8 protein-coding genes are annotated in these 11,911 nt (G+C 69.8%); all 8 read right to left on the bottom strand.

What is annotated here, in order from left to right; genetic code table 11:
* Window positions 1–113 precede the first annotated feature (113 nt).
* Window positions 114–2,522, bottom strand: a complete 2,409-nt coding sequence (locus AB0959_RS52460; RefSeq protein WP_366834115.1) for a sulfatase — start codon at window positions 2,520–2,522, stop codon at window positions 114–116.
* A gap of 169 nt (window positions 2,523–2,691) precedes the next feature.
* Window positions 2,692–3,687, bottom strand: a complete 996-nt coding sequence (locus AB0959_RS52455; protein WP_366834114.1) for a LacI family DNA-binding transcriptional regulator — start codon at window positions 3,685–3,687, stop codon at window positions 2,692–2,694.
* A gap of 352 nt (window positions 3,688–4,039) precedes the next feature.
* On the bottom strand, window positions 4,040–5,668 hold the full coding sequence (locus AB0959_RS52450) for a family 43 glycosylhydrolase (RefSeq protein WP_366834113.1): 1,629 nt from the start codon (window positions 5,666–5,668) through the stop codon (window positions 4,040–4,042).
* A 96-nt stretch (window positions 5,669–5,764) separates the two neighbouring features.
* Window positions 5,765–6,670: a carbohydrate ABC transporter permease gene (locus tag AB0959_RS52445; RefSeq protein WP_366834116.1), complete on the bottom strand. Its 906-nt coding sequence runs from the start codon at window positions 6,668–6,670 to the stop codon at window positions 5,765–5,767.
* Between the two features lie 104 nt (window positions 6,671–6,774).
* Window positions 6,775–7,659: a sugar ABC transporter permease gene (locus AB0959_RS52440; RefSeq protein ID WP_366834112.1), complete on the bottom strand. Its 885-nt coding sequence runs from the start codon at window positions 7,657–7,659 to the stop codon at window positions 6,775–6,777.
* A gap of 10 nt (window positions 7,660–7,669) precedes the next feature.
* Window positions 7,670–9,007 carry an extracellular solute-binding protein gene (locus tag AB0959_RS52435; RefSeq protein WP_366834111.1) on the bottom strand — a complete coding sequence of 446 codons (1,338 nt, stop codon included), beginning with the start codon at window positions 9,005–9,007 and terminating at the stop codon, window positions 7,670–7,672.
* A 378-nt stretch (window positions 9,008–9,385) separates the two neighbouring features.
* Window positions 9,386–10,480, bottom strand: coding sequence for a LacI family DNA-binding transcriptional regulator (locus AB0959_RS52430; RefSeq protein WP_366834110.1), 1,095 nt, complete (start codon window positions 10,478–10,480; stop codon window positions 9,386–9,388).
* 141 nt (window positions 10,481–10,621) lie between these two features.
* Complete coding sequence (locus AB0959_RS52425; RefSeq protein ID WP_366834109.1) at window positions 10,622–11,635, bottom strand: hydroxyacid dehydrogenase; 1,014 nt, start codon at window positions 11,633–11,635, stop codon at window positions 10,622–10,624.
* Between the last annotated feature and the right edge of the window lie 276 nt (window positions 11,636–11,911).

The following is an 11,911-nucleotide window of genomic DNA, read 5'->3' as shown; positions in this document are numbered from 1 at the left end:
CCTTTTTTAATCCAAAAACCTGCCCAACGCCGCCGCCCACCCGCGGTCGGGGCCGCCCCGCCCCCGGGACTGAGAAGCCAATTGGCGGCCTGCGGCAAGGGTGACGCGGCCGCTCAGCCGGTCGCGCCGCCCTGCGGGCCGAACGCCGTCATGAAGCGGTCGCGGAACTTGTCCATGCGCCATTCCGGGGCGCTGTCGGCGGGCTTGAGGCCGTCCGTCCAGCCCCAGTCGGCGATCTTGTCCAGCACCTTCGGGTCCTGGGCCACGATCGAGACCGGCACGTCGTGGTTCGGCTTCTCGCCGGTGACCGTCTTGTTGGGCTGGTGGTCACCGAGGAAGATCAGGACGGTGTCCTTCGAGCCGTACTTGGCCACGTAGTCGACGAGGCTGGTCACCGAGTACTGGATGGACTTGCGGTACTCGTCGCGGACCTTCGAGGCGTCCTTCCAGACCTCCTCGGGGTTCTTGCCCTCCCGCTTCTGGAGGTCGTAGTAGACCGAACCGTCGCCGACCTGGTCCTCGGGGATCGTGCTCGGGATCGGCGCCCACGGGTTGTGGCTGGAGGTCAGGATGATCTCCGCCATCATCGGCTTGCGGTCCTTCTTGCCGTGCTCCAGCTTCTCGAACGCCTTCAGCGTGTACTGGTCGGGCATGGTGGACCAGCTGAACTTCGGGCCCTTGTAGCCGAGTTCGTCGGAGTCGTAGATGTGGTTCAGGCCGAAGTACTTGCCCTCGGGCCACGCCTTCTGGGTGCCCGGCACGACACCGACCGTGCGCCAGGCGCCGGTCCGGCGGAACGCCTCGGTGAGGGTGAGGCGGTCGCCCGCGACGAGGTGGTTGTAACGCGACTGGTTCTTGATCCACAGACCCGACAGGAACGTGGAGTGGCCCAGCCAGCTGCCCGCGCCCGTGATGGGGGAGCGCAGCCAGCCGCTGCGGGACGCGTACCCGGCATCCTTCAGTTCCTGCGTCTTGTCGGCGAGCGTCTTGCCCAGCGGCACGCCCATCTGCGGGTCGTCGATCGCGGAGCGGCCGTAGCTCTCGATGAAGGTGATCAGGACGTCCTTGCCGCGCAGCCCGGTCAGCAGCTGATCCGGCGCGACGTCGGCGAAGGCGTCGATGGCCGCCTGCTTCTCGAACGCCTTGCCGTCCTTCAGGCCCGTGCGCACCGCCTCCACACGGTTCTCGACGAGCGTGGCCGCGCTGTGCGAGGCGACCGGCACGCCGGAGAACTCCAGGGTCAGCGTGGAGCAGGTGATCCACGCCGTGCCGAGGATCAGCAGCGTACGGCCCGTGGTGTTGCGGTTGCCGACCATGACGCGGGTCAGCCGGAGCACCGACAGCACCAGCAGGACGACGAGGCCGGCCAGGAGCACGAACAGCCCGATCGTCGCCGCGAGCGCGCCGCCCTCACCGAACGAGTCCTTCACGAACGACTGGGCGTCGTCGAGCAGGATCCAGTCCAGCACCAGGTCGAAGGGCCGGTCGAGGGTCCAGTAGAAGCCCATGTCGAGGCACTTCAGGATGATCAGCAGCCCGAGGAGCACGCCCTCGACGATCGCCATCAGCTTCCGTGACCTCGGCGGCAGCAGGAGCAGCAGCGCGGCGCCGAGTATCCCCTCCGCCGGGATGCGCACGAACCTCTCAGGTTCGGCGAGCTTGTGGATGTCGTTCGGCACGATCAACGCGACCAGCACGAGCACGAGGGCGAGCCCGGTGACGGTCCAGGACAACGCCCGGGCCAACTCGGGACGCCGTGCGCGCCAGCCATGGGCGACGGGGGTGTCGGTGGTGTCGTCGTCGGGGGTGTCGGTGGCGTCGGCGGCGGACGGCTCGGGTGACGCGTTGTCGGACGCCTCGGGGGTCGACGGCCGCGGTGACGTGCCGTCGGACGGCACGGTGGTGGACGGCTTCGGTGATGGGTCGTCCGATGCGACCGATGCGTCCGGGGTGGATGGAGTCGAGGGTTCGTCGTCGGGAGTGTCGGCGGTGGGCGGCTTCGGTGATGAGCCGTCGGAGGTGGCCGGGAGGGTTGGCTTCGCGAGTTCGTCGTCGGACGTGTCCGGGTTGGACGGCTGTGCCGGCTCCGCCTCCGCGTCGCCTGCGGCGGATTCGCCGGCCTCCTCGCCGGGGTGCCCGGCCGTCGCCGTCGCCGTCGCCGTCTCCGTCGCCGTCTCCGAGGCGGTCTCCGCGCCGGGTTCCTCGTCGGCGCGCCCGTCCGCCTCGGCCGGGCCACCGGCCCCGTCCTCGCCGGGGGTGTCGCCGTCCGCCCCACCCGGGCCACGCGTGCCGTCCTCGCCGGAGGGCTCGTTCGGGCCGCTCGCGCCGGTCCCGCCGGAGGCGCTGTCGGGCTCCTCGGCCACGGTCTCCGCGTCCGTGGTCTCCGCGTCCGTGGGCCCGCCCTTCCCCGTGGTCGTCTCGCCGGAGGCACCCGTCCGGATGTCGTCGTCGGGCGTTCGCTCCGGAGCGGCGGCCTCTTCGTGGTCCGTTGCCGGAGGCTGCGAAGTGCGTATGTGCGACAACCCGGAGGTCCTTCCATGGAAAACCGTGCGGTGGTACGGCGGAACCGGGCTTGGAGGCGCGGACCGCCACTCACGGTACGGGGCGACGACTTCTTCCGTTCACCGGGTTGCCATTCCTTTGTATGGGGAGGACGAGAGCCGCATCACCGCCGGTCGGCCCGCGATTTCGTCACCCCCGCGGCGCCCCCGTGCTCGCCCGTTCCACCAGCCGCGTCGACAACTCCGTGCGCGTTCCCTCCGGTTGCTCACCCGCCATCAGCCGCACCAGCAGACGCATCGCCGTCGCCGCCATCTCCGACAGCGGCTGGCGGACCGTCGTGAGGCCGGGGGAGGCCCAGCGGGCCTCGGGCAGATCGTCGAAGCCGACCACGCTCATGTCGTCCGGTACGCGGAGCCCCCGCTCGGCCAGCGCCCGGTACACCCCGAGGGCCATCTTGTCGGAGCACACGAACACGGCCGTCGGCGGCTCGGGCAGATCCAGGAGCTCCAGCATCCGGCGGTACGCGGCGGTCTCGTCGAAGTTGCCGTGCCGGACGTACTCGGGCCGGTGCCGGATCCCGGCGGACGCCAGTGCCGAGCGGTAGCCCGCGATCCGCGCGCTGCTGCACATCTTGCGCCGGTACCCGCCGACGCACGCGATCCGTTCGTGGCCCAGCGCGAGCAGGTGCTCGGCGGCGCTGACCCCGCCCTGCCAGTTGGCCGCGCCCACCGACAGCACGCCCGGCGGGGGCTCGACGACCGGGTCGATCATCACGAACGGGATGCGGTGCTGGTCCAGCCGGGTGTACTGGGACGGGGTCAGCTCGGCGAGGTTGAAGAGGACCCCGGACGAGCCGCGGGTGGTCAGCTTGTCGAGCCAGCCGCGCTCGGGACGCCCGCCGCGGGTCCGGGTCAGCCCGGCCGACACCACGATCTCCAGGCCCGCCTCGTGCGCCGCCTCCTCCACGCCGTGCAGCACCGCACCCGACCAGGAGCTGTCGAGCGAGTGCACCACCAGGTCGACCAGGCCCGGTGCCTTCGCCGCCTCGACGCGGGGTCTGCGGACGTAGCCGAGCCGCTCCAGCGCCTCGGTCACGCGCCGCCGCGTCTCCGGCGCCACGTCCTCCCGCCCGTTGACCACCTTGGACGCGGTCGGCACCGACACCCCGGCCTCGCGCGCGACCACGGCAAGCGTCGGCCCCGTCGCGCCTGCGCCTGTCGTACCTGCGCCTGCCGTGCCTGCGCCTGCTGTGCCTGCGCCTGCTGTGCCTGTGCCTGCCGCGCCTGCTGCTGTACGGGCGCCCGCACTCGCCGTACGGACCGCGGCACCGCTCCCGGAACGGACCATCGAAGACCACCTCTCCGGCCCGCCCGAGGGCCCTCGAAAGTTGGACCAGCGCTGTTTTTCGTCGTGATCGAAAACCGAGCGACAGAAAGCGCTTCCTACCCTAGATGTGCCGCAAGGCGACGTGAAGACACCGGGAATCACGGCATGACGCGGGTCCTGAACTTTCGAAACCTCGAACAGTGACGAGCACTCAGTCCGGCACGCACGTCAGCCGGAAGCCGCGGAAGTCGGCGGTGAACGACGCGTCGACGAGATCACGGGCATGGATGCCCGCCATCGCCCCCGTGAAGCGCAGCCGGGATCCGTAGTCGTCCGAGAGGCGACTGAAGTCCAGCGGCGGACCGACCGGCACGCGAGCCCCGTCCCCGTCTCCGTTCCCGTCCCCGTCCCTTTCCCCGTCCCGGACGTACCAGAAGCGGGCCTCGGCCCCCTCGACCGTCACCCCCAGGGTGAGCGGCACGCCTGCCTCGACCTCCACGACGGCCGCCCGCCGGGTGCCGTCCTCGTCGCGCTCCACCAGACTGAGCACCGTACGGCCGCCGCCCAGCCACTGCTGTCCGCGCTGCTCCTCGCCCTCGGGTTCCGCCCAGGTCAGGTCGAGCGCGAGGTAGGCCTCGGTGTTGTACCAGAGCATCAGCCCGGCGGCCTGTGTGAACGTGCAGGGCCGCGCCTCCACGGTGACCTCGGCCTCCGCGCGGTGCTCGGTGACGCGCTGGGCGAGCAGACTGTGCGCCCACCGCGACTCGGGTCCGTGCCGGCCGCGGAGCCGGATCCAGCCGGGACGGCTGGTGGTGTCCGCCCAGGACGGGTCCGGGTATCCGCGCAGGGTGCTCCACGGCCACCCCAACGGGTCGGCCGCCTCCGTGAGTTGTTCGGGCGGTTCCGGCCGTGTGGCCACGTCGACCTCGACCGCTGGGTGCGGGCCGCCGTGGCGCAGCCTCGGCCGGCCCTCCGCGTCCCAGGTCACCGGCTGGATCGCCGTTTCGCGGCCGAGTGTGCAGCGCGGTCCTTCGGGTGTGCGCAGGGGCCGGGCCGTCAGATGACTGAGCACCCAGTCGCCGCCCGGCAACTGGACGAACTCCGCATGCCCCGCCTTCTGCAGGGGCAGCGAGGAATCGTCGCGGGACGTCAGCAGCGGACGGTCGTCGAGTTCGTACGGGCCCGTGATCGCGCGACTGCGCGCCATGAGCACGCCGTGCTCGAAACCGGTGCCGCCCTCCGCCAGCACCAGGTGGTACCAGCCCTCGCGCCACAGCAGCTTGGGCCCCTCGATGAGCCGTTCGTGCTGGAGCAGCAGACGCGTGTCGCCGACGGGGGTCAGCGTCTCCCGGTCCAGCTCGCTCAGCACGATCCCCGCGAAGCGCCTGCCGCCCGGACGGTGGTCGTTCTGGAGGTTGAGCAGCCACAGCCGCCCGTCCTCGTGGAACAGCGCGGGATCGAAGCCGTGGCTCGCCACACGGCGCGGTGCCGACCACTTCCCGGCCACGTCAGGGGCCGTACTGACGTACGTGTCCACGTCGAAGTACGGCGTGCCGACGGAGCGTACGACCGAGTACACGACCCAGAACCGCTCGCCGTCCCAGCTCAGGGACGGCGCCCAGATGCCGCCCGAGTCGGGCACCCCGGCGAGCGAGTCCCCCGGGACCGCGCCCCGGACGTGGCCGGCGTACTCCCAGTGCGCCAGGTCCCGGGAGCGGTGGATCGGGATGGTCGGGTACCACTCGAACGAACTCGTCGCCACGTAGTACCAGTCGCCGACCCGGACCATCGACGGGTCCGGCGCGAAGCCGCGGATCACTGGGTTGTGCAGCACGGTCACGTGGAGGCTCCGGAGGAGTTGGGCGCCTGAGGGCCGCAGGGAGTCAGGGTCACCTGCGGCCCTCAGGAGATATCAGCGGACGGGCGGCGGACGGCGTCACTTGAGGGCGCCCAGCGTCACCCCGCTGCGCCAGTAGCGGCGCATCGCGACCATCATGATCGCCATCGGGATGATGGACAGCAGGGCGCCGGTCAGGACGAGGCTGGTCACGTCGACGCCCGACTCCAGGCGCTTGCCGGACCAGTTGTACAGACCCAGGTTCAGCGTCCAGTTCTCCTCGCCCCGCAGCACGGTCAGCGGGAGGAAGAACGCGTTCCAGGTGTTGACGAAGGCCAGCAGGAAAACCGTCGCCCCGCCCGTGGTCATCATCCGCAGCACGATGCTGAAGAAGATCCTGAGCTCCCCGGCACCGTCGATCCTGGCCGCCTCCAGCAGCTCGAACGGGATCGTCGCCTCCGTGTAGACCTTGGCCAGGTACACGCTGAACGGGTTGATCAGGCAGGGGATCAGCATCGCCCAGGGGGTGTCGACCATGCCGATCGCTGAGAACAGCAGGTACAGCGGCAGGGTGAGCAGCGCGATCGGGATGAGGAAGGAGCCCACCACGGCCGCGAACACCGCGCCCCGCCCGGGGAAGTCGAACCGGGCAAGCCCGTAGCCCGTGGCGAGGGCGATCAGGGTGCCGCCGAGGGAGCCGACGCCCGCGTACAGGAAGGAGTTCGCCGTCCAGCGCAGGAAGATGCCGTCCTCGTACGTGAACACCTGGTGCAGGTTGTCCCACAGGTGCAGGTCGGAGAACCACAGCCCGTTGCTCTGATACAGCCCCACGCGGTCCTTGGTCGCGGCGACGATCAGCCACCACACGGGGAACAGGCTGTAGGCACTGGCCAGGACCAGACCGACGAGGAGGAAACGCTGGCCGCCGCGGGAGCGCCCGGCGGGGTCGGGGCGGGTGAGCCGACGCACGCCGCCTCCGCCGGGAGGCACGGCCGCTGTCTCCATGCCGTTTTCCGTGCTGTTTTCCGCGCCGCCGTTCGTGCCGTTTCCCGTGCTGTTCGCCGTGCCGTTTTCCTTGCGGTTTTCCTTGCGGTTTTCCGTCAGCGCCATCAGTCCGCCTCCCTCGAGGTCAGCCGGTAGAAGAGGAGGGACGCGAGGCCGAGGATCAGGGCGAGCAGCACGGACAGGGCCGCGGCGTAGTGGTAGTTGCCGGCGTTGAACGCCTGGTTGTAGATGATCATGATCGGGGTGAAGCTGTCGCTGACCGTCTGCGGGGTCACGTTCCGGAACAGTGCGGGCTCGTTGAAGATCTGCAGCATCTGGATGATCGACAGCAGCGCGGTCAGGACGAGCGCCCCGCGCACGAACGGGACCTTGATGCTCAGCGCGATCCGCAGCTCCGAGGCGCCGTCCAGCCGCGCGGCCTCGAACAGCTCACGGGGCACGCCCTGGAGCGCCGAGTAGATGATCACCATGTTGTAGCCGATGCCGTGCCAGGTCAGCAGGTTGCCGATGGCCGGCCACACCATCGAGGGCGCGAAGAAATTCCAGTGGAACCCCAGCAGGTCGCCGAGCGGCGTCAAGGGACCGACGTCGGGGCTGTACAGGTTGACCCACACGATCGCCGCGACCACGCCGGGGATCATGTACGGCACCAGCAGCAGGATCCGGAACCGGCCGGCCACCTTGGCGGTGACCGCGTCCAGGAACAGCGCCAGCACCAGACTGACGAACAGCATGAACGGGATCTGGACGCAGGCGAACAGCACCACCCTGAGGATGGAACTCATGAAAGCCGAGTCGGTCAGGCCGTGGCTGTAGTTCTCCAGCCCGACGAACTCCCTGGTCGCGCCGCCCAGACCGAGTCCGGACTGCTTCTGCAGGAACAGCGACTGGTAGACCGCGTAGCCGATCGGAAGCAGATAGAGGAAGACGAAGCCGAGCTGGAAGGGCACCGTGAAGGCGGCACCCTTCCAGCGCTGCGAGCGAATCATGAAGTGTGCCTCAGCCCTTGACGCTGATACCGCGGGACTTCAGGTCCTTGACCGTCCACTCCTGCATGTGCGCGAGCAGGTCGGTGACCGTCTGCTTCTTGCTGACGACCTGGGCCCACTCGTCCTGCATCTCCGTGAACATCGCGGTCCAGTCCGGACCGAAGGTCCAGTCGGTGGTGACGGTGCCCAGGCTGTCCGTGACGATCTTCTTGGCCGGCTCGTAGTTCTTGCCGAGCAGCTTCTCGGAGATCGCCTCGGCGACGTAGGAGTCGCTGTCGGCCAGCGCCGGCATCACGCCGCTGCCGGTCTCCGGGCTGGCCATGGTCTTGACCGCTCCGGCGTCGGTGGACATCCACAGCGCCGCCTCGGCGGCCTGCTCCTTGTTCGCGCAACTCTCCGACACCAGGGTCAGGTTGCCGCTCTGGTTGGTGCCGGCCGGGGTCTTGGCCGCCTCGCCCTTGAAGGTCGGCCACGGGGACAGCGCCCAGTCGCCGAAGGACTTGGTGAAGTTCTGCACCATGCCCGACATCTGCCAGGTGGAGATCTGCCGGGTCGCGGTGCCGCCGTTGTCGTAGTTGCGCTGCACGGCGGCGTAGTCGGCGAACGAGAGCTTGGAGTTCAGGTCGTTGTCGATGATCTCCTGGATCACCTTCGCGGCCTTGAGGGTGCCCGGGTCCTGGAAGTCCACCTTCCAGGAGTTGCCGTCGATGCTGTACCAGTGCGCCCCGGCCTGCATGGCGAGCACCTCCAGGGTGCTGGGGTCCTCACCGGCGTAGTTGGTGATCTTGATGCCGTGCTTCTTCAGCACCTTGCCCGCGGCGATGAAGTCGTCCCACGTGGCGGGCGCCTTCAGGCCGTACTTCTTGAAGATGTCGGTGCGGTAGATCGTGAAGGCGGGCGCCGAGCTCGTGGGGACGCCGTAGATCTTGCCCTGGACCTGGCCGGTGGCCCACGAGCCGGCGTTGAACTTGTCCTTGCTCGACTCGACGTACTTGGTGATGTCGGCGAGCGCGCCCTGGGAGACCCAGCTGGTGACGTACTCGCCGGTGTTCTGCAGCAGGCAGGGCGCGTTCTTGGCCTTGACGGCGTTGGTCAGCTGCTTCTGCATCGTCAGCTGGTCGGTGACCTTGGTGTACTTCAGCTTGACGTCCTTGTGGCTGGCGTTGAACGCCTTGACGACGGCCTCCTGGCCGTTCGCCCAGCCCCAGAAGTCGAGGGTCACCGGACCCGAGGAGTTGGACTTGGAGTCTCCGGAGTCCGACCCGCCGCAGGCGGAGAGCAGACCTGTCAGCGCGAGGCCCGCGACAGCGGCGCGAGCGAACCTTCTCCGAGGGCTGGTGAAGTTCATCTGACCGTGATCCTTAGGAAATCAGGCGTCTCAGAACGAGGACGGCGGCTCTGTGGTGCTGGCCAGGAACGGCGACCGTGATCCGTGGGCTCGCGTTGCGGGGGACCGGCCAAGCAGAAGCTGTAGTAAGCGGTTCCTGGGAAGGTAGGCCGACGTGGCCGCCCATAGCAAGAGGCCGGAGTCAATTTGTTACGTCGGCTTGTCCATCGGGTGACGTCGGGGGCGGGCGCGGCCCGACGCGCGTGTGCGCATTGTTTGCGCAGGTCAAAGGCGGGTGGGAGAGGCGCCCGAGGTGTACGGCGGGTGCCTCGGCGGCTCGTGCGGAAGCGCGGAAAACCTACGAGAAACCGTTTACGGAAACCTCTCCCGCGCTGTTTCTCAGCCGCGCCGTGCGGGTGGGGGCGGTGCGACAGAGTTCCGTACGACGACATGGGTGCCCAGCACCAGGTGCTCGCCGTCCGTGCTCTTGCGGCGGCCCGGTCCGCCCTCGCGGCGGTCGGCGACGGCCCGCAGCGCGACACGGCCCATCTCCTCGTACGGCACGTGCACGGTGGTCAGTTGGGGAGTGAGCTGGGAAGCCAGCGGGATGTCGTCGTAGCCGACGATCGAGACGTCCTCGGGCACGCGCAGCCCGGCCGCGCGCAGGGCCTGCATGGCGCCGGCGGCGACCACGTCGGTCCCGGCGAGCACCGCCGTGAAGTCCACGCCCTCGCGCAGGCTCGTCTCGACGGCCTCGTGCCCGTGCTCGTCGTCGTACGGTCCGTGGCGCACCATGCCCGGGTCGAAGGGCACGCCGTACGCCTCGAAGGCCCTCCGGGCGCCGTTCAGCCGGCTCTGGGCGGTGGTGAGTTCGGAGTGGCCCGGCAGTACCAGGATCCTGCGGTGACCGGCGGACAGCAGGTGACTGGCCATCGCGTAGGCGCCGCTCTCGTTGTCGTAGTCGACCGTCGTCGCCGGGACGTCGCCCTCCAGGGGCGGCCTGCCGACCAGGACGAGGTGCGAGCCGGCCGCGTCGAGGGAGCGGGCGAAGCGCGCCATGCGCAGCTGGTACTCGTCGTAGTCGTACGCGCCGCCGAGCAGGACCACCGCGGCCACGCCCTGCTGGCGCATCATGTTCACCAGGGCGAGCTCGCGCTCGGGGTCGTCGCCCGTGGTGCCGACCAGGGACAGCCAGCCGCGCAGTGTGGCCGCGCCCTCGACCCCCTTGGCCACGTGGGCGAAGGCGGCGCCGGTGATGTTGTTGATGAGGATGGCCACCGTCGGTGTGCCGCCGCCGGCGAGCGAGCGGGCGTGGGCGTTGGTGACGTAGTCCAGGTCGCGGACGACCTTCATCACCCGGCGGCGCAGTTCGTCCGAGACCGGGTAGTTGCCCGACAGCACGCGGGAGACGCTCGCCACGGAGACGCCCGCGCGTTCCGCGACGTCGCGGATGGTCGCCCGTCCGGCGTCACTGGGCGCCTTGCGCTGACTCACCGTTGAGGCTCCTTCACCGTAGTGTCCCGTTCACCGGAGAAGCCGGATTTCCGTGCCCCACCGGTGGCGAAACCGTATCCCATGGTTACTCCTGACAGGACGGCTTGTGGACGAGGCGGGACGGGCTGTGCGCGGGGTGCATCAGGCGACCCTGGCCAGGTCCGCGTGCCGTACCTGGTGGGCGAGCGGCAGGCCCTGGGCCAGGCGCTCCAGTTCGTCGACGACGATGCGGCCGAGCCGCTCCAGCTCGTTGCCCAGCGAGCCGGCGATGTGCGGGGTGAGGTACACGTTGGGGAGCCGGTAGAGCGGTGAGGCGGCGGGCAGCGGCTCGGGCTCGGTGACGTCCAGGACCGCGTTCAGCCGGCCGGAGACCAGCTCGTCGGTGAGGGCGTCGTGGTCGACGAGGGCGCCGCGCGAGGTGTTGATCAGCACGCCCCCGTCGCGGATCAGCGCGAGCCGGCCGCGGTCGAGCATGCGCTGGGTCTCGGGGATGTCCGGGGCGTGCAGGCTCACGATGTCGCTGTGGCCCAGCAGGTCCTCGAGCGACACCAGCCGGGCACCGAGTCCGGCGGCCTCGACGGCGTCCACGTAGGGGTCGTGGAGGAGGACCTCGAAGTCGTACGGCCGCAGCAGGTCGAGGAGGCGGCGGCCCACGCGCGAGGCGCCGATGACTCCGACGCGGCGGCCCAGGTTGCCGGTCGCCGCGGTCTCGGTGGGGGACGGGTACGTGTGGGTGACGCGGTAGCGCTCGCGGTGGGCGAAGGTGTCCTTCCCGGCCAGCAGGATCATCGCGAGCGTGTACTCCGCGACCGGCAGGGCGTTGCCGGTGACCGCGCTGGAGACGGTGACGCCCTGCTTCCACAGGGCCTCACCGACCAGTGAGCGGACCGAGCCGGCGGCGTGCAGGACGGCGCGCAGGTCCGGTGCGGCGGCGAGGGCGTCCGCGTCGAGGTGCGGGCAGCCCCAGCCGGTGATGAGCACCTCGGCTCTCGCCAGTGCGGGGGTGGCGGTGGGGGCGGCGAAGTCCTGTACGACGAGTGCGGGGTCGATGTCGGCCGTCTGCCGCAGCCGCGCCATGAGGGGCTCGGGGAAGAGCAGGGGGAGGTGCACCGGATCCATGGCGAACACGGCCCTCGGCAGCTGGGCGCTGTGCATGACTCTCCTGAGAGGGTTGAGAAACATTTTCTGAAACCGTCTTCTACCGTAAGTCTCGCTGCGTGGGGGGTCAATCGGTGGGATTGGCTGCCGTGAGCGGGAAACATTTCGGTGCGTAGGGGACTTCGGGGGCGCGTCTGCCGGGTCCTGCCAAGGGCCGTGTGCGGGTTGTGTGTGGCTGGTCGCGCAGTTCCCCGCGCCCCTGAAAGACACGGGCGCACCACCGAGCAGCTCGCCGGGCTGCCGCCGGCCCTGGTCATCACCGGCGAGGCCGAC

Origin of the sequence: Streptomyces sp. NPDC046862 (assembly GCF_040704615.1) — a bacterium.
In the GTDB taxonomy this organism is placed as follows: Bacteria; Actinomycetota; Actinomycetes; order Streptomycetales; family Streptomycetaceae; genus Streptomyces.
Note: the sequence above shows the minus strand (reverse complement) of the source record. Positions and strands in the feature narration are given on the sequence as shown.

What these genes read in the sequence shown, in the direction of transcription:
- AB0959_RS52440 (WP_366834112.1), bottom strand. Translation starts at nt 7,659, where the DNA reads ATGATTCGCTCGCAGCGCTGGAAGGGTGCCGCCTTCACGGTGCCCTTC.
- AB0959_RS52445 (WP_366834116.1), bottom strand. Translation starts at nt 6,670, where the DNA reads ATGGAGACAGCGGCCGTGCCTCCCGGCGGAGGCGGCGTGCGTCGGCTC.
- AB0959_RS52425 (WP_366834109.1), bottom strand. Translation starts at nt 11,635, where the DNA reads ATGCACAGCGCCCAGCTGCCGAGGGCCGTGTTCGCCATGGATCCGGTG.
- AB0959_RS52435 (WP_366834111.1), bottom strand. Translation starts at nt 9,007, where the DNA reads ATGAACTTCACCAGCCCTCGGAGAAGGTTCGCTCGCGCCGCTGTCGCG.